At 67.3% G+C, this 24,700-nt stretch carries 26 protein-coding genes; 16 read left to right on the top strand and 10 right to left on the bottom strand.

Going from position 1 to position 24,700, the window contains the following annotated elements:
- Nucleotides 1-158 precede the first annotated feature (158 nt).
- Nucleotides 159-455 (bottom strand): hypothetical protein, encoded by a 297-nt coding sequence (locus SACMADRAFT_RS30095; RefSeq protein ID WP_009155736.1) that lies wholly within the window; start codon nt 453-455, stop codon nt 159-161.
- 832 nt (nt 456-1,287) lie between these two features.
- Here SACMADRAFT_RS30095 and SACMADRAFT_RS30090 point away from each other — a divergent pair.
- The 16 genes from SACMADRAFT_RS30090 to SACMADRAFT_RS20320 all read left to right on the top strand — a co-directional run bounded on the left by SACMADRAFT_RS30090 (nt 1,288) and on the right by SACMADRAFT_RS20320 (nt 11,984).
- The gene (locus SACMADRAFT_RS30090; RefSeq protein WP_009155735.1) at nt 1,288-1,446 is read left to right on the top strand and encodes a hypothetical protein; all 159 of its coding nucleotides are present in this window, start codon (nt 1,288-1,290) and stop codon (nt 1,444-1,446) included.
- Nucleotides 1,447-1,482: 36 nt separating this feature from the next.
- Nucleotides 1,483-2,247 carry a hypothetical protein gene (locus SACMADRAFT_RS20390; protein WP_009155734.1) on the top strand — a complete coding sequence of 255 codons (765 nt, stop codon included), beginning with the start codon at nt 1,483-1,485 and terminating at the stop codon, nt 2,245-2,247.
- Between the two features lie 43 nt (nt 2,248-2,290).
- On the top strand, nt 2,291-2,698 hold the full coding sequence (locus SACMADRAFT_RS30085) for a hypothetical protein (protein ID WP_009155733.1): 408 nt from the start codon (nt 2,291-2,293) through the stop codon (nt 2,696-2,698).
- Between the two features lie 104 nt (nt 2,699-2,802).
- Nucleotides 2,803-3,807 carry a DUF932 domain-containing protein gene (locus SACMADRAFT_RS20380; protein ID WP_009155732.1) on the top strand — a complete coding sequence of 335 codons (1,005 nt, stop codon included), beginning with the start codon at nt 2,803-2,805 and terminating at the stop codon, nt 3,805-3,807.
- 132 nt (nt 3,808-3,939) lie between these two features.
- Nucleotides 3,940-4,809: a hypothetical protein gene (locus SACMADRAFT_RS20375; protein WP_009155731.1), complete on the top strand. Its 870-nt coding sequence runs from the start codon at nt 3,940-3,942 to the stop codon at nt 4,807-4,809.
- Nucleotides 4,810-4,851: 42 nt separating this feature from the next.
- Nucleotides 4,852-5,511 (top strand): hypothetical protein, encoded by a 660-nt coding sequence (locus SACMADRAFT_RS20370; RefSeq protein ID WP_009155730.1) that lies wholly within the window; start codon nt 4,852-4,854, stop codon nt 5,509-5,511.
- A gap of 85 nt (nt 5,512-5,596) precedes the next feature.
- Nucleotides 5,597-6,457 carry a hypothetical protein gene (locus SACMADRAFT_RS20365; protein ID WP_009155729.1) on the top strand — a complete coding sequence of 287 codons (861 nt, stop codon included), beginning with the start codon at nt 5,597-5,599 and terminating at the stop codon, nt 6,455-6,457.
- Nucleotides 6,458-6,543: 86 nt separating this feature from the next.
- Nucleotides 6,544-7,095 (top strand): hypothetical protein, encoded by a 552-nt coding sequence (locus SACMADRAFT_RS20360; protein WP_009155728.1) that lies wholly within the window; start codon nt 6,544-6,546, stop codon nt 7,093-7,095.
- A 75-nt stretch (nt 7,096-7,170) separates the two neighbouring features.
- Complete coding sequence (locus SACMADRAFT_RS20355) at nt 7,171-7,734, top strand: hypothetical protein (RefSeq protein WP_009155727.1); 564 nt, start codon at nt 7,171-7,173, stop codon at nt 7,732-7,734.
- 27 nt (nt 7,735-7,761) lie between these two features.
- A complete protein-coding gene (locus SACMADRAFT_RS20350) occupies nt 7,762-8,472 on the top strand; it encodes a hypothetical protein (protein WP_009155726.1) in 711 nt (236 codons plus the stop codon).
- Between the two features lie 222 nt (nt 8,473-8,694).
- Nucleotides 8,695-8,958, top strand: coding sequence for a hypothetical protein (locus SACMADRAFT_RS20345; protein WP_050998196.1), 264 nt, complete (start codon nt 8,695-8,697; stop codon nt 8,956-8,958).
- Nucleotides 8,959-9,010: 52 nt separating this feature from the next.
- Complete coding sequence (locus tag SACMADRAFT_RS20340; RefSeq protein ID WP_009155724.1) at nt 9,011-9,352, top strand: hypothetical protein; 342 nt, start codon at nt 9,011-9,013, stop codon at nt 9,350-9,352.
- 136 nt (nt 9,353-9,488) lie between these two features.
- Nucleotides 9,489-9,767, top strand: coding sequence for a hypothetical protein (locus SACMADRAFT_RS20335; RefSeq protein WP_009155723.1), 279 nt, complete (start codon nt 9,489-9,491; stop codon nt 9,765-9,767).
- Nucleotides 9,768-9,773: 6 nt separating this feature from the next.
- Entirely contained in the window at nt 9,774-10,553 is a 780-nt protein-coding gene (locus tag SACMADRAFT_RS20330) for a phosphoadenosine phosphosulfate reductase domain-containing protein (RefSeq protein ID WP_009155722.1), read from the top strand.
- A gap of 83 nt (nt 10,554-10,636) precedes the next feature.
- Nucleotides 10,637-11,530, top strand: coding sequence for a DNA-processing protein DprA (locus tag SACMADRAFT_RS20325; RefSeq protein WP_009155721.1), 894 nt, complete (start codon nt 10,637-10,639; stop codon nt 11,528-11,530).
- A gap of 178 nt (nt 11,531-11,708) precedes the next feature.
- The gene (locus tag SACMADRAFT_RS20320) at nt 11,709-11,984 is read left to right on the top strand and encodes a helix-turn-helix domain-containing protein (protein ID WP_009155720.1); all 276 of its coding nucleotides are present in this window, start codon (nt 11,709-11,711) and stop codon (nt 11,982-11,984) included.
- 102 nt (nt 11,985-12,086) lie between these two features.
- On the opposite strand, the gene SACMADRAFT_RS20315 is transcribed toward SACMADRAFT_RS20320, so the two are convergent.
- The 9 genes from SACMADRAFT_RS20315 to SACMADRAFT_RS20275 form a co-directional block, all read right to left on the bottom strand.
- Nucleotides 12,087-13,040, bottom strand: coding sequence for a M23 family metallopeptidase (locus SACMADRAFT_RS20315; protein WP_009155719.1), 954 nt, complete (start codon nt 13,038-13,040; stop codon nt 12,087-12,089).
- A 6-nt stretch (nt 13,041-13,046) separates the two neighbouring features.
- Nucleotides 13,047-14,081: a replication-relaxation family protein gene (locus tag SACMADRAFT_RS20310; protein ID WP_009155718.1), complete on the bottom strand. Its 1,035-nt coding sequence runs from the start codon at nt 14,079-14,081 to the stop codon at nt 13,047-13,049.
- A gap of 62 nt (nt 14,082-14,143) precedes the next feature.
- Nucleotides 14,144-16,645: a type IV secretory system conjugative DNA transfer family protein gene (locus SACMADRAFT_RS20305; protein ID WP_009155717.1), complete on the bottom strand. Its 2,502-nt coding sequence runs from the start codon at nt 16,643-16,645 to the stop codon at nt 14,144-14,146.
- Nucleotides 16,646-16,689: 44 nt separating this feature from the next.
- Entirely contained in the window at nt 16,690-17,529 is an 840-nt protein-coding gene (locus SACMADRAFT_RS20300) for a GP88 family protein (protein ID WP_009155716.1), read from the bottom strand.
- Between the two features lie 85 nt (nt 17,530-17,614).
- The gene (locus tag SACMADRAFT_RS20295) at nt 17,615-19,528 is read right to left on the bottom strand and encodes a VirB4 family type IV secretion system protein (RefSeq protein ID WP_009155715.1); all 1,914 of its coding nucleotides are present in this window, start codon (nt 19,526-19,528) and stop codon (nt 17,615-17,617) included.
- A complete protein-coding gene (locus SACMADRAFT_RS20290) occupies nt 19,525-20,691 on the bottom strand; it encodes a PrgI family protein (RefSeq protein WP_009155714.1) in 1,167 nt (388 codons plus the stop codon). The genes SACMADRAFT_RS20295 and SACMADRAFT_RS20290 overlap by 4 nt, the downstream gene beginning before the upstream one ends.
- Nucleotides 20,688-22,847 carry a hypothetical protein gene (locus SACMADRAFT_RS28645; protein ID WP_009155713.1) on the bottom strand — a complete coding sequence of 720 codons (2,160 nt, stop codon included), beginning with the start codon at nt 22,845-22,847 and terminating at the stop codon, nt 20,688-20,690. Before SACMADRAFT_RS28645 ends, SACMADRAFT_RS20290 begins: the two co-directional genes overlap by 4 nt.
- A gap of 4 nt (nt 22,848-22,851) precedes the next feature.
- The gene (locus SACMADRAFT_RS31330; protein WP_009155712.1) at nt 22,852-23,364 is read right to left on the bottom strand and encodes a pilin; all 513 of its coding nucleotides are present in this window, start codon (nt 23,362-23,364) and stop codon (nt 22,852-22,854) included.
- Complete coding sequence (locus tag SACMADRAFT_RS20275) at nt 23,355-24,377, bottom strand: hypothetical protein (RefSeq protein WP_009155711.1); 1,023 nt, start codon at nt 24,375-24,377, stop codon at nt 23,355-23,357. Before SACMADRAFT_RS20275 ends, SACMADRAFT_RS31330 begins: the two co-directional genes overlap by 10 nt.
- Nucleotides 24,378-24,700: the final 323 nt, after the last annotated feature.

Below are 24,700 nucleotides of genomic sequence, written 5' to 3'. Positions count from 1 at the left end.
CCTTGTCACAGGCCAACGCCGGGCAACCCCTTCCTCCGTGTCCCCCGACTTCGGTGCCGGCAGGCACGTGAACAGTCGGCTTGGGTGGTGTGTTGGCTATCTGATGCTCGCACTGCCTTCCGTCCGCAGGTCCCGTTCTGCTGTAGCCAGCTTCTTCTTCATTCTCCTTCGCCACATCTTTCCTTCCATTCTTTCTTCTTTTTGATCCTAAGTGACTGCATGGCTCTTTCCGCCTTTTCCTTGCCCGCAAGATAAAACCTAACGATACAGAAACATGACTCATAGATGTTGACAACCATATAAACGGCGTCGCCGCAAGTGGTGTGATTCAAAAACCACAAGATATCCAAAGAGAAATTCGTACTGAATCCAAGCTGTGCGGGTCGCGGGCGCGGGCGCTGGCTGCCGCTGTGCGGGTCGCGGGCGCGGGCGCTGGCTGCCGCTGTGCGGGTCATTCTCTTCCGCTGCGTCTTCCCAGCTCAAGGGCCCAACCGGCCCTGAGCAGGGAGGTCGACGCCGAAGGTAACGGCGAGATAACGGAACTCGACTGGAGCTTGAAAGTGTCTAGGTCATGTGTCAACCTAGACATGTAACCGAGACAGACCGGAGCGGATGAGACAGCGAAGGGCGTGAGGACCGGGACACGGCGTCCCGCGAGCGATCTCCTTCCTTTCTTCTCCTCAAAGGATTGGCCGTTACGAACGATAAGACCCGCATAGCGCGGGCAGCGGCTTGGGCCGCGCGGACAGCAGCGAAACCGTGCAGGGCAGTAGTGGGGAACGACGCGTAGCCAAACGCGCATTTCTAGTCTGGGATGCGTAGTAACTGCGCTTGCAGCCCCGTTATGTGAATCCCTTGCTATAGAGCGGAGTAGCGCGCATAAAAGGCATGCCTGCCACAGGTGTGTCCCCAAGATAACTACATGGTGGTCTAGCACCGAAAAACGTCACAACGCGTGGGCGTCCGGATTGTGTAAAGCGGTTGCCGACATTGAACGACACTCTCTCAAGCGCGTCGCGCTTTTGCCGTTCGTAGCACGCTATGTCTTACGGGCATGGTTCCCTGCGTTGTGCACTAGACATAATGGCTTCCCTTTTAGGGAGGTTCAGGGAATGCGCTACCGGCCGACCGGGCGCTATCGCTTGCGATTCCGCATTGCACGGACATAGAAGATGATCCCCATTGCGTGAATCGCACCCGACGCGTCCACATTTCGACCCGTACCAGTTCGCAACTGGCCTGAACCGCCAAACAACATGCAACTACAACACCATTGGAGGACCTGTCATGACACGCAAGGACTTCAAAGAAATTGCCGATTCCGTACGTCGGGAAGTAGTCGCCGACAACGAACGAAAAGCACTCGCCGACGCCTTGTGCACGTACTTCAAATCAGTAAACCCCCGATTTAACCGGGACCGCTTCTTTGCCGCATGCGGCCTGTGACCCGTAACTAATCCACGCCCGTCGGGAGTGTCAATCATGAACAACCCTGAAATTTCGTTTTCCAAAGCTGCACACTGGTACTTCAGCCAAAATTACCGTTACGGGACATGGGACGGTGAAGACTGCGCCCGGGACAATGAATGGTCCGGTTTCGGATTCGTTCTCGGATCGGGCGGTGATCCACTGCCAATTCCTGGCGACTACCTCACCGGGCACCAATGCTCCCATATGGTGGACGTGTCCAATGGGCAAGCGGCAATGCGGCTCATGGAGGAAGCGGCGCCGAGGAAAACGGCAGAGTGGAACGGCCTTCTTGCCTACGACTACGGCGATTCCGCCGCACGTGAGGCCGCCGACCGTATCGGCGACTCTCTCGCGGGATACCCCCTGCTCGACGACGAAGACTTCTACGAACGGGAAAGGGAGAATGCCGCGCGCGTCCTGGTCGATTCCTACGACGTTCCGGAAGACATCGCAGCCGACGTTGTGTCTGCGCTCAGCGATGACGGACAGACTTTGTGCACCGACTGTCACAGCTGGGATATCGACCGCATCATGTCCAATCTGGGCTATCGGGAATGCGCCGAGTGTGACAAGTGGCTCGCGACAACGTTTGATGAGCCGCTGCATTACGACTGCGCCGAATGCTACGCAGAAGACGACTGCGAATGCATTTCCGTCATGGTCGACGGATACCGGCACGGCAATCACACCGTAACCATGTCCGACGTTCGCGAAACCCTGCGGGGCTGCGAGCACTGTTACCCCCTTGTCTACCCCTACGGCAAAAACGTGGCGTAACGAACGCGACCCGTCAAGGGGCAGCGGACAAAGGAGATACATCGTGGATACCAACGATCCGGTTGCCGGAAGCGAGAAGGACCGGCAATACGCGATCTTTCATGACTACGCCAACCAGCACGGAGCCCGGCGCGCGTACCAAGCACTGTCGACCATGGGGGCCCACCATGAACTACTAGTGAGCCTAGTCGTGCGTTATCTCGCCGAATCGGGCCCACAAGAGAATGAACAGCCTGACGACGAAACCGTATTCGCCTACGCGACCGAGCACGGACACGTGCGCGTGATCCTTCGCTGGCGCGGGTTGTGGCGCGGGTTGGCGTTCTGCTCGGTTGAGCCCGACGAAACCGAGCAATGGCACCGGCATTTCAGCGATGCCGAACGGTGGCTTTCGCAACGTGCCGCACTGAGCCGGGCAGAAGAATCTATGCGATCTCACTACCGCAACTAGCCGCACTGTGTTGTGGCGTTTCGGTGCCGCGCGCAGTCGCGCGCGGACGCCGTGACCGCACAACGGTTTCCCGTAGCACCTCCTATAACGAAAGTGGGTTTGTCATGTCCAAAGAAACCAGCGAATGGCTCAACAACAATGTTCTGATCGGGTTCACCGACAAGCGCGGCCACGCGTGGCACTACCGGGCATCGGCGCAAGGCAGCGAGCCGAACCACTACGCCGGAGCCATCCCGGTCACCGATGTGCAGCGGCGCTTGTTCCACTGGACCGCCGAACCGGAACCGGTGCTTGTGGCGGGCAAGTTCGGCCTTCGCCGCGTGCCCAACAAGCAAGCCATCACCGCATCGGATACCGGTGATGTCCTCGGGATCTTCGCCGACGGGTACACCGTGCACCAGTACCAGGAATGGCTACTGGACAAGGTCGGCACGATCCTGGACGACGGTCTGTCGATCGGCTCCGCGGGCCTGCTGCGCGACCGCCGACAGGCATGGGTGAGCGTGGAAGTGCCCGAGAACATCACCACCCCGGAAGGCGTGGAGTTCCGGCCGAACCTGGTCGCCTGCACCAGCCACGACGGCAGCCTTGCCACCACCTACAAGCGCACCGTGACCAACGTGGTGTGCGACAACACGATGTCGGCCGGGCTGCGCGAGTACGGCCAACAGTTCAAGGTCAAGCACTCCAAGAACGGCAAGTTCCGCATCGTCGAGGCCCGCGACGCGCTCGCGATGGTCCACACGGTGGCCGAGGAATTCGCCGCCGAGGTCAAGGCCCTGTGCGAAACGACCGTGACCGACCAGGCATGGCACGCCTTCCTGGACGCACACACCCCGATGCCCGAGGAGAAGGGACGCGCCCGCACTACCGCAACGAACGAACGGGCCGCGCTCAACCGGTTGTGGAACACCGACAACCGGGTCAGCCCGTGGCGCGGCACCGCGTGGGGAGTAGTGCAGGCCATCAACACCTACACCCACCACGAAGCGATCGTGCGCAACGCCTCCCGCGCCGAACGCAACATGTCCCGCGCGGTGGACGGAAAAGCCGACGCGCTCGACCAGGACACCGTGACGACGCTCGGCAAGGTGCTGGCCTCGGTCTGACAAGGACTCTCGCCGCTTCGGTGCCCGCGCGGCCATGCGCCGCGCGGGTGCCGTGGCCGCGAGATGGCCACAACCGACGCCCGAACCAATTCCGGCGCACACAAATCCGCGACACAGGAAGGAAACCAACCCATGGACATGCAGGCATTCGCGGTTGCGATGGCGGAAGCGCTCGACGGGACGTGGACGGTCGAACCGGGCTACCACGGTCACCGCGACCGGGTCCTGATCGGCCCAGATGGTGAAGACGTTCACGTGTGCTACTCCGACTGGGAGAAGGCACCACGGCTCAGGCTGTCCGCCAGCCTCCCGGCCGAACTAGCGACTATCCGGCACCGCCACGGAAACCCAGCGCCATTACACGAAATTACGGTGTCCCCGGCCAAGACACCCGAAACCGTCGCCGCCGAGACTGCCCGGCGGCTGCTGCCCGGCTACCGGGCCACCCTCGCGGAAACCCGCGAGCTGAAACAACGACTCGACGACCAGGCCGCCGCACGCGACCGGCTCGCGCACGCCATCGCGGACCCACTCGGCGCGACCGTCCAACCGCCCGGACTCAGCCCGCTCGGCTGCGACCCGCAGGAAGCAATCGTGCGCTACCAGGGGCCGCTGGCCGGCACCGCCACGGTGCCCCGCAACTGCAAGCACGTGGCGTTCGCCTTCTCCGTCGCGTCGGACGACGCCGCCAAAGTCGCCGCGTTCCTCGCGACATTCCCGCACACCGACCACCCGACCAAGTCCGAACCGAAAAGGAAACCGACGGACCAGGAGATGCCGCACTTCACCCGAGACCAGGTTTCCCGCGCCGTCAACGACGGTGCCGACCTCGTGATCGACGAAGTGGCCACGCGCGACCGTGACGACGACCTGATCAATCTCGTGGTGAACGCCGCGCTGACCCGCCTCGACAACCCCACCGCTGACCTGGACCAGGTCATCACCGAGTGCTACGACACCGAGCCCTCCGAGGTCCGCAGCTGGTGGAGCGACTGGTCCTGACCACCCAGCCCACGAACTCAGTCCAGAAAGGACAGAGGGACCATGAGCAAAGGCACCATGAGCGGCGAGTGCGGAACCCCAGGGTGCGACAACATCGGCATGGGGATTTCCATTGCCGTGTCACACCCCAGCGTCTACCGGTGCAGCACGTGCCTGGACTGCATCAACGCGCTGGCCCCGCGCTGGACACCCGGTATGACCGACCGCGACGCCTACGACGCCCGTACCGACGCGATCGGCGAGATGGACGCCGACACCCTCCGCAGCGAGGCAGCACCGATCCTCACACGACTCACCACGGCCCGTGACGCGTACGCCCGGCTGGCCGACCTGATCGGGGCCACCGCCGCACGGGACCTGGTGAGCGCCATCGTCGACGCGGGAGACCGCGTCATTGACGTCACGGTGACCAACTGGTGGGCCGCGCACCGCTGGCCCGCACACCACCGCGCCACCGCCCCCGAGCAGGAGCGGTTCGCCTTCACCCACGCATGGCCCATCACGGTCAACGGACTCGGCATCGGCACCGTCCGCCGCATCACCGAAGGGGACCGCGAGCGCTACACCGCCCGCGACCTCACCGGCGGCAGCATCCGGCCCGACCTTCCCGCCGCCGAGGAACCCACCTACGGCACACCGCACGAGGCCGCGCGCGCACTCGCCGCCTGGGCCGCCCGCATGGGATGGGACCAGGACCACTGACCCGCCCGCGTTCGTCACCCGCCCGCTCGCCGCCCCGCCGCCACCGACGGCGGGGCCGCGAGCCCTGCCCACAGGAGCACCACCAATGAACCAGCACACCGACCACGAACCGCTCGCCGAGGCCCGCGCCGAGGCCGACCGGAACCGTGCCCGCGCCGACGCGGCGGAAGGGCTCGCGGCACTGCGCGCTGCCAGCCTCGCCGAACTCGCCGCCTACGCCGAAGAGCTGCGCTGCCAGGTCGCCGACCTCACCGACGACGCGCACACCCTGTTCAAGGCCACGCCCTACCCACCGGACGGGCTGCGCTACGTCACCGCGCGCATGAACCGCCTCGCCGACACCATGGCACGCGCCGCCGCCGGATACACCGGAGCCCGCGCCAAAGACATGGCCTACCCCCGCATTCTCGACGACCTCGCCGCGCACGGATGGGCCGCCCGCCCCGATCACGAACTCGACGGCACCCTGCCGCCGATCCCGTCCGCCGAATTGGGCGAGCGGCGCGGTTACCGGCGCGGCTGGGTCCGGGACGGGCACACGCTCACGTTGTGGTTCACCGGGCCGCACGCGCTGGCCTACGCCGATTCCAGTGAGCGCGGACGCCTGTTCGAGACCACCGAGGTTCGCGCTGTGATCACCGGCGAATCCGGTGCCACCGACCGTGCGCCCGTCACCCCGGGGCAACCACTCGACGCGAGCTATGCCCAGGTCGCCGAGTTCTTGCACGCGATGGGGTGGACCGGCCCCGCGGACACCTACGCCTGCGATGAGCACGGCATCCGATGCACCACCGGGCCCGGCGTTCACGCCACCTGGACACGCCCCAGCAATCCGCAGGTCGAGCTGTCCGTGTGGGGCATCGGCGACGAGCCCGCCCACGCCCGCTACTGGGCCGGGCCCATCACCTCACTCGTCCAGCTCGCCCGCATCACCCGCCACCGCTGACCACCTCGCGCCCCAAGAGCAGCCGCGCAGGTGGGACCGCGTCGCGCAGAAGCACAGGAAAGCCAAGCAACGCAGGAGAAACAGCCATGACCGCATCAACAGAAAGTGACCCCGTACTAGACATTCTCGGCGACATCACAAAAATTTTCGGCTCACTGTTCGACCAGATGGACTGGGCCGAGGAGGAAATCGCACGAGCGATCACCACTAATCCCGCTGAGGCGGACACGCTCTACCACAGTTTTTCGCTGCTCACGCCCACGCATGAGCGCATGTCCCGCGAATTCGTGTTCCGGCCGCACTGCCGCGAAATCCTGAATCGGGTCGTCAACGGTGCAGACACCAGACCGGGCACGGCAGTCGAAGTGTGCTGCGCCTGCAGCGAAGTCAGCACGATTGCCCCGATGCGATCCGCTGCCGCCGGACTGTACGCCCGCATGTGGGCCGCTGCCTTCCCCGATGCTCGCGTGTTCGGTGAGCGGCAGTTGCACCACGAAGCGCTGGAAGGCTCGACCATCGACGACCTCGAAGCCGATGCCCGCCGTCGACTCGCGGTCAAAGATCGCACACTCGGCACCATCGAATGCGCCGGACGTCACCACGGCGAAATCGTTCAATGCAAATACGCCGGAGCTTGACCGCCACCCGTGCAACGCGCCGCCATGCGCGCGGATTCGTATCTACCTAAATTCCACTACTGAAAGGGCATCGTCATGGCCACTGGAGCCGTCGTCAACGCGGCAACTCGACTCGACTGCGGACATGTTCCGGTGCCCGACGGAATCGGCACCGGATTCGCGACCGACTCCGCTACCGGCGCGACCATCTGCTACGCCTGCGCCACCGAACGACAGCGCGACGCACTCAACCACGCGACCCGCTTCGCCGCCTACGTCGCCTGCGACAGCGCGACACTCACGACCTGGTCAGGCGGGCATCTCGCCACCATCGACCCGGCCGACCGGCACCAGGCCGGCGAACGAGCCACCACGCCCACCGGGCACCGCTGGACCCGCTTCACCTGGCACGCCACCGACGGCGACGGCGGCCGATGGTTCGGCGTCAACGGTGGACCGGGCCTCGTGGTCTTCCTCCGCCGCCTCCGGGTGTGCGCCTGGCAAACCGAATTCGGCGACGGTCGCCCGCCGCGCTACTGCCATCGGCGCGCAACCCAACAGGTCAGCAGCGCACCGCACACCCTCTACTGCCGCCAGCACGCCCGCATGGCGCGCGATCTCTATGCCTGGACCACCCAGCCGATCACCACCACCCGATAACGCCTCTGTGCAAGGAAAGGATCTGCCATGTTCACACCGAATCTCACCGCGACAGACGGCGAGGTGTACGTCGCCCTCGCCGACACCACACAGGCGTTCCCAGCAACCATCGAAGACGAGCGTTGGAACGGATTCGCTGTGCCCCGGTTCCGGCGCACTGTCGCCGAGTCCATTGCCTTGTGGCTCAACACCATGCACGACCACGACCCCGACGAATGGCCCGACACCGCCACTTTCGACGGCGACGTGCTGACGGTCCTCGAAACCGAGGAGCACAGGCCGGACCGGATCGAGCCGGACGAAAACAACCGCTACGCGATCGGCTATCGCGGGTGGTGCTGGGAACTCACCGCTCCGCCAACCGATCCGCAGGCTGATGCCGGTCTGCTGGCCGACTCCGCCCGGCTCGTGCCCGAGGACGACGAAATCCTGGTCACGATCAACATCGACGGTACGGACCCCGCCTTCCCTGCGCTCGCCTCGGAGATCCATGGGTGGAGCAGGGCTGGATGCCCACGCTTCCGGCGCACCGTGGCCGAGGTGGTCGTCGCCTGGATCAGCGACACCGCCCGCAAGTACCCGGAAGGATCTGACCTCGCCTACTGGGACGGCGGCACGATCGTCATGGTCGACCACCAGGCCATCGGCGAAGACGGATACCTGCCTGACCGGATCACCGCCGCCGAGGACGGCCGCTTCTCGATTGGTGCCACCTTCGAGTGGGAGCGCGCGGACTGACCGGGCCGGTAGCCGACCGCGATGCGGGGCCCGGCCATCGCGGGCAGGAGGGGGCCGTCCCTGACGGCCCCCTCTGCTTTTCGCAGCCATGCCTTCAACCGCGCGGCTGTGCCACGCAGATGACAGATCGAACGACAGCGGAAACAGAGGAAAGCCATGCATGCCAAGTCAAATCGCGTACGTCCACTCGGGCCTGTCGCTATCGACGAACTAGACCCGGCGATGTTCGCAGGTGACGGCGAGCCGCGGGACACCGCCAACCAGGACGACATCGTTCACGACAACACCCGCAAGGCCGGATTCGCGGCAACGGCCATCAACGCCTATTCCGCGCAGGTCGGCGGCGGCTACGAGACCTTCCACGCCCTCATGGGCGACTTCTTCGCAGATCTGCACCACCTTGCCGACGCCCTCGACATCGATCTCGCCGCCGCCATCAGCGACGGCCGGGACGACTACCTGGCCGAGATCGGCTGCGATCGATAGCCGCCGGGCAGCGACAGGCCCGGCGGAAACGGAAGAAAGAAAGGAAACAGCAATGACCGAAGTGAAACTGACCAAACTCACCGACGATAATGTTCGGGCGCTCAGGGAAACGATGAGCAGCGAGCAGGCGGCGAAAGTCCGGCTGACCGCGACCACTGCCGTCTTCGAGATGAGCGCGACGGAGGCCGCGACCATGGTTTCCTACTTGCAAAGTCAGGCGGCCCAGGACCATGGAGCCACGGGCCACCCGTACAAGTCGCTCACGGCCGTGCGACGGAAGCTGGAAGCCCTCGAAGCCTCCGAACCATCGGCGACCACGTCCGCGTTCTCACCGGCTGCGCAGAAGGCGCCGGAGGCGCTGGCCGAACTGCTCCGGCTGGATAACAACGAGTAAGTAGGCCAGGCCCCGCCGTCGCGGCCGACCGAGAAGCCCCGCCAGCATCCCGCGTAAGAACCACGGACAAAATCCGCCTGTGGGGATGGCATCCGATGTCATCCCCACAGGCCCGCTGTCCTGATTGGAGATCCTTATGAGCGCCCAAAAATTCCGTATCTCGTGGACATTCATGCAGAAGTTCGCGATGACACTCACGGTGGACGAAGCCCGCGCCGTCTTCACGCCCGATCCGTCAGCCGTAAACCAAGACGCGGACCGCGCTCGCCAGCAGCTCGCAGTGACCGCGACGATCGAAGAGCTGCGGGACCTGCTGCAGAAGAACCCGACTGTTCTCGACGACGCGATGTGTTCTGTCGAGGACGACGAGGTCGAGCACGTGCGCCGCCTCGACAGCATCGAGATCGTCGGGTGATCGCGCATGGGCCACCACGACTGTCACGAAAAGACGGATGATCCGAACCTGACCGAATACGACATCATCCTGAATTCCAGTGGCGGCAAGGATTCCCAGGCGATGCTCGACGTCGTCTGCCGCCGCGCGGCTGACGCGGGAGTTCTGGACCGGATCACGGTCCTGCACTGCGCGCTGGGGCGCGTCGAGTGGCCAGGAACCGCGGACCTCGCTAGGCGGCAAGCTCTGCACTACGGTGTTCGATACGAGGAGCGCCACCGCGAGCAGGGAGACCTGCTGACCCAAGTCCGCCAGCGCGGGCGCTGGCCGTCGGCCACAGCTCGCTACTGCACTTCTGACCAGAAGCTTGGCCCAGCAAGGAAACTCGTCACGCAGTTAGTGAACGAGCTAGGCGCGATCGACCGGCCCGCTCAGGTGCTCAACTGCATGGGGCTGCGTGCCCAGGAGTCTCGCGCACGGTTGAAGAAAGCGAAGCTGAGTCCGGATCACACCGCGAGCAACGGTCGACGCGAAGTCTGCACGTGGCTGCCCATCCACGAGTGGTCCGAAACGGAGGTATGGCAACACATTCGCGCGAGCGGTGTGCCCTACCACCCTGCTTACGACGCCGGAATGACCCGGTTGTCGTGCTCTCTGTGCATTCTCGGGAGCCGCGCGGATCTCCTGCGCGCCGCCCGCCTTCGGCCCGACCTTGCGGCCGAGTACGCCCGGATCGAGGACGAGATCGGGCATCGGTTCCGCAACGACATGTCGATGGCGGAGATCATCACGGGCGCGAATCCTTAGTGGACAGTTCCTGTTCTGAGTCCTCCCGAGTTCCGATAGTCCGCTGTTCGTGTCACGAACGCTGAGAACGATTGAGGTTCGCCATGCCTGCATCCGATGACATCGTCCGCGCACGACTGTTCTTGATGCGCGCGACTGAGCCACCCACGCAATCCGTCGGCGCCTACACCGCAGTCCACGGCCCAGTGGAGGCCGCCGACCGCATCCGCGCCGGTTGTGCACCCCCGGCGGTGCTCGCCGAGGTCGCACAGCCTGAACCCGATCTACGCGGCGACCTCGCCGCGCTCGAGGCGGGGCATGCCAGGCTGCTCACCCCCGAGGACGACGACTGGCCGAGCGCGGCGGCGCACGACCTGGCCGCCTCCGGCACGGGAGCGCCGCTGGGCCTGTGGGTGCGCGGTGACCCGCAGCTCGGAGTCCTCACCGCTGGCCCGGTGGCCGTGGTCGGCTCGCTGGCGGCCAGCCCGTATGGCGAGTACGTCGCTGCGGAACTCGGGCGGGGCGTCGCCGATCGGGACATCGCCGTTGTCAACGGTGCCGGGTTCGGGGTCGAAGCGCACGCGCTGCGGGGTGCCCTGAGCACCTCCGGACGCGGCCGGTGCCTTGTCGTGCTGGCGTGCGGTATCGATGTCAACTATCCCGCCGACCACGGTCCGCTCTTGCGGGCGATCACCGACTCCGGCGGAGTGCTGGTCACCGAGTACCCCCTTGGCACGAAACCTCGCCGCACTCGTGGCTACGCACGGCAACGCCTGGTCGCCGCGCTGAGCGAGGCCACGGTGATCGTCGAGGCCGGCCGACGCAGCCCGGCCCTGGCTGTAGCGCGTACGGCGTCGAGGCTCGGCCGCCGCGTCTACGCGGTCCCGGGACCGATCACCTCGGCGAAGTCTGCCGGGACCAACGAGCTGCTGCGCACCGGGATGGCCACCGCCGTCACCTGCGCCGACGAGGTCACCGCCACCCGCGGACTCCGATGACTCGCCGGAACCGTTGGACCAGGTCAGCAGGGTGTCGTGACCAGGAATCGCTGGTCACGACACACCCCTGCTGACCGCGGGCTGTCTCGGTAAGGTGTCTAGGGCGACTCGGCGGCAAACAGATGGTCAGCCACGCCCAGAGATCGGTCAACCCTGGCCACGCGAGAGAGGGCCGCAGATGGACAAGGACGAGCACATCGCGCAGCTGCGCGCCCGCCGACACCGCGTGGAAGCGATCGAGACCACGTTGGAGAGCATCCGGGACGTGGAAAGCTCGCTGCAGGAGATGAAAGAAATCCTGTCCAAGCAGCTGAAAGTCGAACGCGCCGAACGGCTCGCCGACATCCGGGAAGCCGACAAGGCTGGTGTGCCGAAGACCAGAATCTCCAAGGAGGTCGGCCTCAGCCGCGCGAACCTCTACAACCACCTCAAAGGCACTCCGGCCGACGAGTAGCCGGACTCACGCGTCTGGACGATTGTCGGAGACCAGGGTCATACGTCGGAACGCTCCGGGAACGCCACGAAGGCTCTTCCCAGGCGACGCGGCTGTGCGCGCCTATCGGCAGAGCTGGCCTCCTCGCTGCCGGTAGAACTCCACAGGGTCGACGGCTTGGCCGTTGGCCTCGATCTGCAGGTGCAGGTGCGCTCCGGTGGAAGCCCCTCGGTTTCCGACCGCGGCGATGGGCTGGCCGGCCTGAACGGATTGTCCTTCGCGGACCAGATTGTGGTCGTTGTGGCCGTAGATTGTCACGATCCCGTCCCCGTGCTGGATGCGGACCCACAGCCCGTAGCCGGACGCAGGGCCTGAGCTGATCACCGTGCCGGAGTTGGCTGCCAGGATCGGCGTGCCGATGGGTGCACCGATGTCGAGTCCTTTGTGGAATTCGCTGCCGCGGTACCCGAATGTGGACGTGCAGGTGCCGCTCGTGGGGGTCGTCCAGCCGCCGGTCGTCGCACTGGTCGTGCAGGTGGCACCTTGGACGGCCCCGACGATCTGGCGCGCTGCTGGCTCGAATTTCGCGTAGCGGTCGGGAAAGCCCGATCGCTGTACGGTCTGGGCGGCCACGGTGACCGGCATGTTCTGCCAGTTCGGCAGTGCCAGCAGATGCCGGTAGAACTGCTCGCTGCTGTAGGTGGGGTCCATGATCTGTGCGACCGTTCCCCAGCCTTGCGAGGGCCGTTGCTGGAACAGGCCGACACTGTCGCGATCGCCGTAGTTCAGGTTCTTCAGTTGAGACTCGGTCAGCGCCGTGGCGATCGCGACGACCCAGCCCTGTTCGGGCACGTTCATCCGTTTGCCGACAGCGACGATTGTCGCCGCGTTGCCCATCTCCTGCGGTCCGTACCCCGCTGCCGAGGTCGCGCTCGCCCCGGCGGGGGCACAGTTGATGCCCCCGCCGGAACTGCTGGAACTGCCGAATACGGCTTGAACCACAGCGATAGCGCCGCCACCGATGAAGAGCATGATCACGACGACGAACCCGGCACCGGCGGCGGCCATCTTGCCCATGACGCATCACCTCCACGGATGCGCGGGGTCGGGCGGGGGCATCGGCGAGGGCGGGGCCACCTCTGGACGTGCGGTGGCGGGCGTGGCGGCCGTCGGACGCTGCCCACCGCTGGGGGCCGAGGCGCGCAGGTTCGGCCAGAGGGTGGGCAGGTCAGCCAGCGCCACTCGACCGGCAGTGCCGGACTCGTCGAGCCGTCGCCAGCGCGGCGCGGCCATATCGAGCGGATCCGCCGCGGCCTCGCCGCTGCTGGTCGCCACGGGTACGCGTGCAGGCCGGTCGAGACCGCGCAACGCCTCGGCCATCGCCCTGCGTGCGTTGACCTCGCGCCTGGCACTGGGCAGCCACACCAGCACGGGTGTGGTAATGCCCGTGACCTCGGCCAGCCGCTCGTAGCGGGCGAGCTTGCCCGCCAGGCGGGACAGTTGCTCGGTGCCGAAGTCGAACTCCACAAAGAACTCGGCCTCCCGGCCTGCCTCACGCCAGCGGCCGTAGCCGTCCGGGGTGACGATGTCGCCCCAGTGCCGGCCGCACCGGGCGGCCGACCACCACGCCGCGAGCACACCAGCGGCACCGGGCTGACGCGCTCGGCGGATCAGGGTGGTGAACAGCCCGTTGCAGCCCACGGTGTGCGCCAGCTGTAGCGAGAACGCGCGTCCGATCTCGCGCTCACGGCTGTAGCCCAGCTCCTTGGGATCGATGCCGTCCTCGCGGGCGAGGGCGACCGCCCCGGCGGTGTCGAGGACGTAGTACATCGGGTGCGATCCGCGATCGCGATGCGGCTGGAACCGGGCCACCACACCCCACTGGTAGAGGCTGCGCAGGCGCAGGTTCGCCCCGCGGCGCCCGGTGAAGGCAATATCGATAATCTGGGTGCTGGTGAGCACGTGGTGCTCGAACAACATCCGGCACAGCCACCGATCGCGGTCGGTGAGATGCCGGGCCAGCCACGCGTGATGCTCGGCCGAGTTGAGCACGCGCGCCACAGGTCGTTCCGGTCGATGTGCCCGCAGTTGTCGCTGCGGGGTGGGATTGCTCACCATCGTGCACCTCCAGTACGGCAGGACGTGAGAACGCCCTGCGGGCAAATGGAAAGCTGGGTGGGTCAGGCCGCGCGGCGCGGGTCGAACGCCGCCGGCTGGACGTTCTCGGCCGGCTCGGGCGTGCTGGGAGGCTCGGTGTTCACGAGTGCGAGCCGACGGATCTCCTTGGCCCGGCCGGGAATCGCGGGCGGGAGTTTCTCGGTGACCGCGGTGAACGGGGGAGCTTCCTCGCTGTCGAGCACCAGCCGCGCGGCGATGTGGAACCGGCCGAGGTTGGCGAGGTCGTGCTCGGAGAGCCGGGGCGCGGTGTGCCGGGACAGGTCCCGGGCGTCTTCGGGCGACGCCGAGAAAATGATCTTCGAGCGGGCGTTGGTGCTGATGCCTTCCTCCAGTTCGCGTGGGAGCTGGCGCAGGTATTGGTGGGCGAGCGTCATCGACATGCGGTAGCCGCGGGCTTCGGCGAGCATGTCTTCCATCGGGTATGCCAGGTTGAGGAAGTTGTGGCACTCGTCGATGTAGAGCGACGCGTCGTGGCGGTCGCGTTGCGGTATCCGGGCGCGCCGGGTGGCGGCCTGCCAGGTGCGGGCCACGACGATCGAGCCGATCAGTCGCGCGGTGTCCATCCCGAGGGCGTCTTTGCCCAGGCGCACCAGGCAGATCCCGCCGTCGAGCACCGCGTCCATGTCCACTGTGGACTCGCCACCGGCGAGTGATGCCCGCACGAATGGCCTGAGTAAGAGGCCGCGGAGTTTGTTCATCAGGGGCGCGACGACCTGCGCCCGGCTGGCATCGGACAGATCGTCGTACCAGTGCCAGAACCCGGTCAGGACATCGTCGGAGATCTGTTCGAGCGCACGCTGCCGGAAAGCGGGCACCGTCAACAGTTTCGGCAGATCAGTCAGCGTGGGCGTGCCGGGCAGCTCGCGCAGGGTCAGCAGACCGGAGCGCAGGATGTCCTCGGTCCGCGGCCCCCAGCTGGAGGCGTAGACGTGGGAGAAGATCGACACCAGGTTGTCCACGGTGCGGGCGGTGTCGTCGCCTTCGAGCGGATTGAGCACCGGCGGGCGGGAGCGGCTGTCGGCGTCGAAGAGCACCACCTTCTCCCCGAGCCGCGAGGGCAGCCGCATCAGGGTGTCCGCGACCAGGTCTCCCTTGGGATCGATCACGACCAGGCCGCGGCCGGCGTCTGCGTCGTCGAGGATCAGTCGCGCCATCAGCTCGGACTTGCCCGACCCTGTCGCGCCCAGAATGTGCAGGTGATGACGCGCGTCGGCGACGCGCAGCCCCACCGGCCGGGAGTGACCGGAGTCGGTGATCCCGATCGGTTTCACTCCCGGGCCCTCGGTGGCGATCCCCGGTGGCGGCGGCACCGCCTTCGCTCCGGCGCGCTGCAAGCCGGGCACGGCCTCGTCAGTCGGGACGTGCGCGAGCGCGGCCAGCTCGGCGATCGAGAGCAGATCACCGGAGGTGAGGCGTCGTTCGGCCACGGCCCGGACGGCGTTCGTGAGCCGGACGCGACGGTAGTAGTTGTGTTCGCTGTAAGCCGCGAACGCGCTGGCGATGGCATGGCCGCGTCCGCGCAGGTGCTCGCGCACCGGAGCCCGCTCCGCGCCGGTCGCGTGCTCGTCGACCAAGGTGGCCACGGCGTACCGGATGCGGGTCTCGTACTGGGAGCTGCGCTGCTTGGCCACGATGACCCGGTCCTGCGCCGATGTTTCCAGCGAGGTCTGGTGATCGACGACCGGCCGCTTCGCGGTCGTGCCGGGCTTGCGCGATCCACTGTGCGGAGTGATCAGATCCAGGAGGCGCGCGGCCAGCCGGGCCGAGCTGCCCGCGCGGACCCGGCGGGCGGCTCGGCGGGCTTTACGGACACGCGCGCCGGTGACCGGGCGCGCGAGGATCTGCACCACGGCCCGTTCGTGAGTGGCCATGCCGACCGGAGCGCCCAGCAAGGCCCGGACCGGATCAGCGGGGAAGTCCGACCGGATGGGCAGTGCCTCGCTGCGGGCCAGGCGCAGTTCGCCGCCCACGGCCTCGACCGCTTTTCCCGGCGGGTTGGACAAGGGGATCGGCGGCTTGGCCGGGGCAGTGCGGGTGTGCGCGCCGGGCCAGGCGGCCTCGATGGCGCGTTCGGCCATGCCGGGTGGCACGACGCCCGGCAGCCATAGCCGCAAGGCGACCCCGGCATGAGAAAACACGTACTCCCACACGATGTGCGGCTGGCCGTGCATCCGCCGTTTCCAGCCGGACCGCAACAGCCCAACCAAGTTGGAGTACAAGGCCGCCGCGCCGTCCGGATCGACCGTGGGCGGAGCCAGCACGGTGACCACCCGGGCGTCGGCGGCCATCCGGTCATGACACCGGCGCGCCCACCACCGTCGCCCGACCACGACGCCCGCCACCACAAGCGCCACGGCCGGCCCGACGAGTGGCCCCCAGGACAGCGCGAATTCCCGCAGTGCCGTGACGACAGCGCGCATTGCGGCACCGGGATCGCGGAGGTAGTCCTGCAACGGTGACGCAAGAGTCCTCGATGAAGCGACAACAGACTGAGTGGATGACATCAGAAATCCCCTCTCTCGCAAGGAAAAGTCGAAAGGACGCGGATTCAGGCCGCGTGTCGCTCGGCGTCGTCCGCGCTCGATTGGCCTTCCGGCATCGAGGTAGGCGCGGACGGGTCGTTGGGCACGAGTCGCAGATGACGGCGCCGCTTTCGTGTTCGTTCGGCGTCGATCTCGGCCTGCCACTCCGACAGCCGCCGCCCGCCCATCCGCTTGAGGAACTGCGGGATGCGGTTCGCGGGCACCCCGACCAATCGCGGACCGAGCACGGCGAGCAGATCCGAGGCTTCCTGCGACGACCACCCGGGGGCCTCGGTGATGGCGTCCTCGTCGGGGAACACATCGGCGACCCGGTCACGGTCGGGGTCAATCTCGGTGTCTTCTTTGCCGCCGTAGCTGTACACCCACAGGAAGTTCTCGGGCGGGTCAGGTTCGATCAGCCTTTTGAAGCGGCGAACTTCCTTGGTATAAGCGTAAAACGTCACCTGTGGGCAGGCGTGCATCACGCGACACCACGCCAAAGTGTAGGCATCGCTGAAAAAATCGCCCGCATCGTGCACCCTGACAAATTTCCCGGCCAGGCGCGGCGCCGACAGTTCGCGGATCATCGCCTCTGTCCAACCGGGAAGATCGTCCAGAACGTACGCGAGATTGGCGGTATGCTTGGCTTTGACCGCAGGGAAAAGATAAGTTCCGTTGCGCGCGTAGCAGATCCGAGTACACGCGCTCGCCGCCGGGCAGGTCACCTGCGTCCGCCCGTCGGGCAACCGGGCGGCCAGCGCAGGCAGAGTCCAGTTCCAGACACCGATTGCGCGCATCTCCCGGTTCTGCGTCAGCAACCGGGCTGGCCGCGCCGGGATCGTAGTTACGTGGGCGGAAGAAGACATACGACACCTCGCAAAGGCGGTCAGTCATGGTGCAAGAAACGAGCAGAAACGTTGTGGTTGAAGCGATCCGCAGCGGTGGGGCGGGTTACGCAGCGCTGCCGAGGTCGACGTGACCGTCAGCGTCCGCATCAAGCGTCAGCTCGGTGTCGTCGACGCCGAGATCTACAAACGCAGCGCCGTCGTCCGTGCTAGATTCGTGTTCCGCGTACTGCGCCAACTCGGCCGGATCTGTTGTGATGAGCGCATTTTCCTGCGGCGAAGCCAGCGACTGGAACGCGACTCTCTGCGTCCCGGTCGAGAGCAAACCTTGTCCCTTGTCCGCGGAAATCAGGAACTGCTTCTCGCCCTCGGACAGGTTGAAGGTCGCCACGATCTCGTCGATCGCCTGCGGCGCTTGGCGAAGCAAAATCTGAGTCGCGGCGTTAGCGATGATCGCCTTGCCCAGGTCTGTCCCGAGGACATCGCCGACATCTTGGGTCGCGATCGTCAAGCCCGCCCAGTGTTTCCGGGCTGCTTTGGCCATCCGGTGCAGAAAACGCGCCCCGGCAGGGTCTTGCATGAGCAGCCACGCTTCGTCGACGGTGATCAGCCTCGGCCGCCGGATGGCCGGGTTGGACACCCGCCGCCACACCGTGTCCAGCGTGAGCAGCGTGCCGATCGGCCGGAGTTCGTCGGGCAGGTCACGCAGGCTGAACACGGTCAGGTGGCCCTCGGGCCGCGTGGTGGTCGGCCCGGAGAACATCGTGGAGAACGCGCCCTCGACGAACGGGTGCAACCTGGAGCCGAGATCCGTGGCGATCGGATCGCCGGTGGCGGTGAGGATTGCGGCGAGATCCGCCAGCAACGGCGCCTGCCTGCCCCAGCTCCGCGGGTCGCTGGTGATCCCGGCTTGCTGGTAGGTGGCCATGATCGCCCGGTCGAGCACGGCGCGTTGCTGCGCGGACAGTTCGGTGCCGAGCAGCACTCCGATGACGGTGTGCAGGAACAGCGCCCGGCGCGTCAGGGCGTCCTTGGGGGCGGTGCGACGCCCGTCCGGCCTGATGGCGATCGGCAGGTCGAACGGGTTGATGCGGACATCGGCGTCGCCGAGGTGGATGTAGGTACCGCCGATGGCCTCGCACAGCCGCCGGTACTCGTCCTCCGGGTCGATGATCGCGACCTCGACCCCGCGGTAGAGCGACCGTAGGGTTTCCAGCTTCACCAGGTAGGACTTGCCCGCACCGGAACGCCCGAGCACCACCGCGTTGTAGTTGTCCGCGGAAAAACGGTCCCAATGCACCAAACCCTGCGATCCGACGTTGAACCCGTACAGCACACCGGCCGGTGCGGCGACGCTGGTCGGGTCAGCGGGCGGCAGATCGGGGCTGGTGAAGGGAAACGCGGCGGCCAGCGCACTGGTGTCGAAGGTCCGGCGCATGCCGATGAGATCCAGCGCCAGCGGCAAGGTCGCCACCCAGCCCTGCAACGACCGGTACGTGGTCGGCTGGGCGTTCATCAACAGCGATGCCGCGAGCGCCCGCACCGCGGCCACCTGCTCGCCGAGTTCGGCTTCGCTGGTGGCGTGCACGGTCAGATACAGCCCGAGCCGGTACAGCTTCCCTTCGCCTCTGGCGACGCGGGCGGAGAGGTCGTAGGCGTCCTCGGTGGCGGCTTCGACCATCGGGTCCAGCAACCGCCCCTTCTCGCTGGTGTGTCGCCGCCCGGATTCCAGTTTGGATAGTTGGCGCTTGAGCCGGTTGGCGGCGGTGACCGGGTCGATCGGTTCGATGTGCAGCGACACGTCGACGCGGCCGGGGTAGGACAGCAGCGGCTGCAGCCACCCCGCGTGGACTTCACGGGGATAGCCGGTGATCGCGAAGGAGGAGACCCATTCGCCGCCGATCTCCAGGTGCCGGGGTGCGACCGACAGCGAATCCGGCGTGAACGCGCTGGCCCTGCCCAACGGGGCGTTCGCGTGCTGCGTCCCGCGGCCTCGGGTACGGCTGAACTTCCTGCTCATAGGTCCCCGCCCTCCCATTCATCCAGGGCCGTCGATTCCGGCGACGTGTTCTGGCCGCGCCAGTCCCGGCTGGGCGTGCTTCGGTGATGGACTGGTGGCTCGTTGTCGAGGTCTGCGGCGGCGGTGGTGATCACCTCGTCCGCGCCGGCCAGACCCGCCGAGGGCGGGATCAGGCTGTCCGGGTTGCACGCGGTGGCCAGCACGGCGGTGGCCTGCCCGGCGTCCAGCGGCGTGATCGTGATCCCGGCCGGGGAGAGCAGTTCGGTGGCTTCGCCCAACCTGCGTACGAGCCGGGTTTCCGCCGAGCGCCGCGCGGTCTCGGTAACCTCGCCGTCCCGACTGCGGGCGCGTCGTGCCCGCAGTGCGGCGAGCGGGGACGCGCCGCCGAGCCCGTCGGTCGGCCCCGTCGCCCGGATTGGCTCGCGGAGCACCAGCAGCACCTGGCGGCGCAGCAGATCGGTGGAGCGGCGCAACTGGTCGAGGTAGGTCGCATGCTCCCGCGCCGCCGCTTCGAGCATCGGATGCGGCAACCCGGGCGCTGCCTCGCGCAGGTCGCTGATCTGCCGGGTCAGGTCGAGGCGTTCGGCCCGGATGAGCACCTGTACCGGCGCGGAGATCGAGTGCAGATACCGGCCGAAGGACGCGACCAGGGCCTCCTGCTCACCGGGCGTGCGGAGCGCGAAGTTGACGGTCGAGGCCACTGCGACCATCGCGACCCCGTCGGGGCCGAGGTCGACGACACCGGCCTCGGTGACCCCTTCCGCGGGCAGCCGCAGCGCCGCCGGAGACACCTCCGATGCGCTCGCGGCACCGGTGGCATCGGTTGCGGTGATGCTGCTGGTCAGCCACTCCGGCGCGGGCTGCACCCCTTCGGGAGCGGCGACTCGGCGGCGGGGTTGCAGGCGCTGGCGAAGGGCGGCGAGCAGGAGCCGGTCCAGGCTCATGCCGTCGCGCTGACCCAGCGCCAGGACCGCCGCCGTGACCCCGATCGGAACAGCGACGATCAGGAAGACCGGCAGCGGCACCACACCGCGGGCCAGCGTCCAGGCGCCGTAGAGCACGATCCCGGTCACCGTGAGGATCGCCAGCTGGCGAGCGGTGAGGTTGGCCAGGACGCGATCCTCGCGATCGACATCGGACGGTATGCGCACGGGCTGGGTCATGACTTCTCACCTCCACGGGGCGGGGCTTTCGGCACGGACTTCGGTGGCGTGGTCGGCGCCCGGAACGTCACCGGCGGCACCGACGGCGTGCGCGGGCGGGCGTCTCCGATGCGCGGCTGCGGGTGCGCGGTCCGGAACACCGGGGCAGCGGGTGGCACGGCCGCTGGTTTGACCGGCTGGGACGCGTGGGGCGGTTCCGGCGTCGGCGGCTGGAACCGCAAGTGCGGCGGAACCGCGGCCACCGCGACCGGCCGCACCGGTGAACCTCCGGTGCCCGCGCGGCGCGGCGCACCGGGAGCTTGGAACCGGGGTGCCGTCGCGGCCTGCCTGCGCCGCCCGGCGGGCGGCGGGACCGCCGTAGCGGGCTTGGATGCGGAACTGAATTCGGGCATGACGGGTCCTTGGGTGGCCGGGGTGACGGCCGGGTCGTGGGTGGTCTCCTGCGGACCGGGCTGCAGAAACTCCGGTCGCTGCGAGGGCGGGCGCGGCTGCTGGGCAGCACGGGCGCGGTCGGCGTCGTAGGCCGCCTGCAACCGCTTGTTGACCGCCTCCGGTGTCGGCGCGATCCGCGGCTGCGCGGGCCACGGCGGATCGGCAGCAGCACCGCCGCGGCCCCCACCGCCCTTACCGCCTTTTCCGCCACCGGCGACCGCGCCGGCTTTGCCCAGCCCGCCGGACTTCCCGGCGACCATCCCGAACGTCTTCGCCGCGATGTACGCCTTCGCGAGCCCGCCGAGGAAGGACCGGCCGTTGCCGATCTTGGTGGCCGAGAGGAACCAGAACGGAATCTTGAACAAGATGTAAAACAAGGCGATCGCGGCGATGAGCATGCCGAGCGCGGACAGCGTCGAGCCGAACAGATGCACTCCGCCGGCCAGGAAGGTCCGCACGGCGGTGATCAGCACCAGCGACTGGGCAACCTGGATCGCCAGCGTCGCCCCGAGCGCCTTCCACCACCACCGGGCGATGCCGTCGGTGTGGGGCAGGCAGTGACACATCAGAAACAGCGGCCCGGTGACGATCAAGATCAACGTGATGACCACGCGGACGACGTAGACGATCAGCAGGGCGATCCCGACGACCACGAGCACCAGCGCCAGCAGGATCATGAAGAACCCGCCGGACACCGCGCCCTCGACCGCGTCCTTGAGGGTCGACCCGAGCGACGGCGGATTCACCCCGTCGCCGAGCACGGCGGCGGACAGCGCGTTGGCCAGCCGGATGAACTTCTCCGCGAAGAACAACGACAGCGCGGAGGCGAGGAACCCGATCGGAATCCGCGGGCCGATCTCCTTGATCGAGTACCGGCTCTGCACCGTCTCGTGGGACATCACCACGATCCCGGCGACGAGGATCAGCATCCCGTAGCAGGCCAGCACGATCTGCCACGAGTTGTTCCACAGCTCGCCGATACCGGGAAGCTGATCCAGTGTCGGCGTGGTCAGCGCCGTGTGGCCAAGCAACTCCAGGATCGGCGACAGCGCGGCATTGACCAGATCCTTGAACACCCCGTTGATCGCCTTGGCGATGCAGTCGGTGATGTTGGTCAGCCCGCAATCCGGATCGCCGTTTCCCGTGCTGGGGCCACCCGGCTGCGTACTCGTGCTCGGCGGCGGGGTGGGCTGCGGGATGCAGTCCTCACCCGCGCACGGCGGGTTCGCAGTCGTGCGCGGCGCCGTGGTCGGGCCACCGGGCGTGCACCCGATCTGGCCGGGGAAGCAACTTGTCGGCGGCGGCAGCTCGGTGATCGGCGGCAGCGGCGTCGCCGGGACCGACGGGCGCGGCGTGCCGGTCGGAAAGTGACACGTCGGGTCCGGCGAGTTCGGGGCACACGTGTCGCTGGGGTTGGGCGGCAGCGGCAACGGAGGTGGCGGTTGCTGCGCCGCGGGCTGCGCCAGCGCCGCCTGCTGCGTGCCCGGCTGCCGGGGTGCGCCGGACGAGGCCCACGCACTGACAGCCAGCGCACCGCCGAGCACCACGGTCAGCCCCAGAGCCAGCAGCCAGACCAGCCGCCGCCGGGAACCGCGCCCGGTGCGCTGCGAGGTTGGCGGGGCGAGCAGGACCCGCTCCCGGCGCACCGTCTCCGCCGGGCGTGCGCCGGTGCCGGGCTCGCCGCGATCGGGCTCGGGCACACGCGGGTGTCGGGTCGCAGCCATGGCCTCAGGCCCCGACAATCCCGCGCAGGATTTCCACCACGAGCGGCGCCAGCGCCGCCAGCCCGTAGCCCCAGCCCGCCGATTTGAACGACTGCTTGGCCTTCTCTACTTCCCCGGGATCACCCGCAGCCATCAGGTACCGGACGCCGCCGACGGTGAGGAACACCGTCGCCAACCCGGCGAGGATCCCGACCAACCAATTCCTGATGTTGTCGAAGACCTGCCCGACGCTGCTCGCGATCGCGAGCACCTGTGTGGAAGCCTGCGCCGCATCCGCGGTAAGCGAGCTGAACAGGACCGCGCCGAGTACCGCGAAGGCCACCGAGCGCGTCACCGCGCGGCGCACCGGTCGCGCCAGAGAGGTCCGATGACGTGGACGTGCGGCATCCGCGTGTGCTGTCGGTCGCGAGTGGCCGGCGACGCCCGTGCGGGGCCGGTTCTGCTCGGATGCGCTCGACGCGAGGGAGCGCGGCGGCGCGGTGGTGTGCTGGGTTTGGGGATGGGGTGTCACGCGCATCGGCGCACCTCCGAAGTCGGCTCGTGCTCGGCGGTACGCGGAGAGCTGGGTGGGATCTCCCCGCACCCCAAGAAGCCGGATTTCGGGTCGTTTTTCGACACCGCCCGTGACGATTTTTTAGAATCGGTCGGCCAGCCGTTGCGCAGACGACCGCTCACAGCGCGTGACAAGTGCGGCTTTTCCTCGGCGGGAGCGTCCGGCGAGTCGACGCCCAGAGCGGCGACCGCTGCGTCGGCGACGGGGTCTTCGGAGTCGGTGTCGGCGAGCTGATCGCGCAGCCACGTGACGAGTCGGTCCTCGGCTCGATCACGCGCCTTGAACGCGGTCTTGAGCGCAGTGCCGTGGGCTTGCGCCCAGTCGGTCACCGAGGTTTCGCCGAGCCGGGTAGCCGAGATCAGGTCTGCTTCGGCGGGGGTGAGAATCTGCTCACCGACCGCCCGCGCGAGCACCAAGTCGGGGTGCCCGTACGGCGGGCGCGGCGCCGCGGAGTGATAGCCCGAGCCCGCCGGCAGCGGGGCGTCCAGAGACGCTTCCAGCGCCGCTTGCCCGGCACGGCGAGCGGCGAAGTGCAGCCGGGCGATGATCCCGGGATCGGTCAGATCCACCGTCGCCAACGCTTGGACGAATCCGGCGAGGACGGCCGCGTGGACATCTGCGCGATCGAGCGGATACCGCGCCGCCAGCCACCGGGAACTCGAGGCCAGCGACGGCAGTGCCATCCCGACGCACGCGACTGTCCACGCGCCCCCGTGCGCGCGGGAACGCAGCACCAAATGCGCCCACACGTCGTCTTGGGTGCGATGCGGGCACTGCTTGCTCATCACCCGGTCCCGCAGCTCGTCCAGCGGCACCGGCCGCCGCGGCAACCCGGCGAACCGAGCCCCGTCCACGGCCATCGGCTTCGGCCCAGTGACCAGCCACCCGAAGGCGTCGCGCGCAGTGTCCAGCGGCAACCATTCGTGCCCCTCGTGATCGGGCCGGATAGGTGCGGACACAATCTCGTCGTTCGTCATTGATGTGCTCCTGACTGGAGTTGGTGAATCAGCTCCGTCAGGACGCCAGGGCGGCGACAAGAAAAGGACAAGAAAAGAACAAGGATGATCTTCTTAGTAGGCGGACGCGGCTACTAAAACCGGCGCCTTGAAGGATTCAGAAACCCCGCTCAGGACAGCCTGCCCTGGCGGCATCCAGGATCGCCTTAGTAGCGTGTGAGCTGGTCTTTTAAGTGCTTCTTAGTAGGCAGTCGGCGGTCCGCCGTGGTGGGCTCGTGGCGACTCCGGCCGAGCGCTTTTGATTCGGGTCAGAAATTCTTCTTGACCCGAGCCCGGGTGATTCG

Source organism: Saccharomonospora marina XMU15, from assembly GCF_000244955.1.
Lineage (GTDB): Bacteria > Actinomycetota > Actinomycetes > Mycobacteriales > Pseudonocardiaceae > Saccharomonospora_A > Saccharomonospora_A marina.
This window is presented reverse-complemented; position numbering and strand designations above follow the sequence as displayed.

Excerpts from the sequence above, each read along its gene's own strand:
- SACMADRAFT_RS20295 (WP_009155715.1), bottom strand. The coding sequence starts at position 19,528 with ATGAGCAGGAAGTTCAGCCGTACCCGAGGCCGCGGGACGCAGCACGCG.
- SACMADRAFT_RS20330 (WP_009155722.1), top strand. The coding sequence starts at position 9,774 with ATGGGCCACCACGACTGTCACGAAAAGACGGATGATCCGAACCTGACC.
- SACMADRAFT_RS28645 (WP_009155713.1), bottom strand. The coding sequence starts at position 22,847 with ATGGCTGCGACCCGACACCCGCGTGTGCCCGAGCCCGATCGCGGCGAG.
- SACMADRAFT_RS20365 (WP_009155729.1), top strand. The coding sequence starts at position 5,597 with ATGAACCAGCACACCGACCACGAACCGCTCGCCGAGGCCCGCGCCGAG.
- SACMADRAFT_RS20335 (WP_009155723.1), top strand. The coding sequence starts at position 9,489 with ATGAGCGCCCAAAAATTCCGTATCTCGTGGACATTCATGCAGAAGTTC.
- SACMADRAFT_RS31330 (WP_009155712.1), bottom strand. The coding sequence starts at position 23,364 with ATGCGCGTGACACCCCATCCCCAAACCCAGCACACCACCGCGCCGCCG.
- SACMADRAFT_RS30095 (WP_009155736.1), bottom strand. The coding sequence starts at position 455 with ATGACCCGCACAGCGGCAGCCAGCGCCCGCGCCCGCGACCCGCACAGC.
- SACMADRAFT_RS20345 (WP_050998196.1), top strand. The coding sequence starts at position 8,695 with ATGTTCGCAGGTGACGGCGAGCCGCGGGACACCGCCAACCAGGACGAC.
- SACMADRAFT_RS20275 (WP_009155711.1), bottom strand. The coding sequence starts at position 24,377 with ATGACGAACGACGAGATTGTGTCCGCACCTATCCGGCCCGATCACGAG.
- SACMADRAFT_RS20310 (WP_009155718.1), bottom strand. The coding sequence starts at position 14,081 with ATGGTGAGCAATCCCACCCCGCAGCGACAACTGCGGGCACATCGACCG.
- SACMADRAFT_RS20370 (WP_009155730.1), top strand. The coding sequence starts at position 4,852 with ATGAGCAAAGGCACCATGAGCGGCGAGTGCGGAACCCCAGGGTGCGAC.
- SACMADRAFT_RS20325 (WP_009155721.1), top strand. The coding sequence starts at position 10,637 with ATGCCTGCATCCGATGACATCGTCCGCGCACGACTGTTCTTGATGCGC.
- SACMADRAFT_RS30090 (WP_009155735.1), top strand. The coding sequence starts at position 1,288 with ATGACACGCAAGGACTTCAAAGAAATTGCCGATTCCGTACGTCGGGAA.
- SACMADRAFT_RS20380 (WP_009155732.1), top strand. The coding sequence starts at position 2,803 with ATGTCCAAAGAAACCAGCGAATGGCTCAACAACAATGTTCTGATCGGG.
- SACMADRAFT_RS20350 (WP_009155726.1), top strand. The coding sequence starts at position 7,762 with ATGTTCACACCGAATCTCACCGCGACAGACGGCGAGGTGTACGTCGCC.
- SACMADRAFT_RS20300 (WP_009155716.1), bottom strand. The coding sequence starts at position 17,529 with ATGTCTTCTTCCGCCCACGTAACTACGATCCCGGCGCGGCCAGCCCGG.
- SACMADRAFT_RS20390 (WP_009155734.1), top strand. The coding sequence starts at position 1,483 with ATGAACAACCCTGAAATTTCGTTTTCCAAAGCTGCACACTGGTACTTC.
- SACMADRAFT_RS20340 (WP_009155724.1), top strand. The coding sequence starts at position 9,011 with ATGACCGAAGTGAAACTGACCAAACTCACCGACGATAATGTTCGGGCG.
- SACMADRAFT_RS20305 (WP_009155717.1), bottom strand. The coding sequence starts at position 16,645 with ATGTCATCCACTCAGTCTGTTGTCGCTTCATCGAGGACTCTTGCGTCA.
- SACMADRAFT_RS20320 (WP_009155720.1), top strand. The coding sequence starts at position 11,709 with ATGGACAAGGACGAGCACATCGCGCAGCTGCGCGCCCGCCGACACCGC.
- SACMADRAFT_RS20290 (WP_009155714.1), bottom strand. The coding sequence starts at position 20,691 with ATGACCCAGCCCGTGCGCATACCGTCCGATGTCGATCGCGAGGATCGC.
- SACMADRAFT_RS20355 (WP_009155727.1), top strand. The coding sequence starts at position 7,171 with ATGGCCACTGGAGCCGTCGTCAACGCGGCAACTCGACTCGACTGCGGA.
- SACMADRAFT_RS20360 (WP_009155728.1), top strand. The coding sequence starts at position 6,544 with ATGACCGCATCAACAGAAAGTGACCCCGTACTAGACATTCTCGGCGAC.
- SACMADRAFT_RS20315 (WP_009155719.1), bottom strand. The coding sequence starts at position 13,040 with ATGGGCAAGATGGCCGCCGCCGGTGCCGGGTTCGTCGTCGTGATCATG.
- SACMADRAFT_RS20375 (WP_009155731.1), top strand. The coding sequence starts at position 3,940 with ATGGACATGCAGGCATTCGCGGTTGCGATGGCGGAAGCGCTCGACGGG.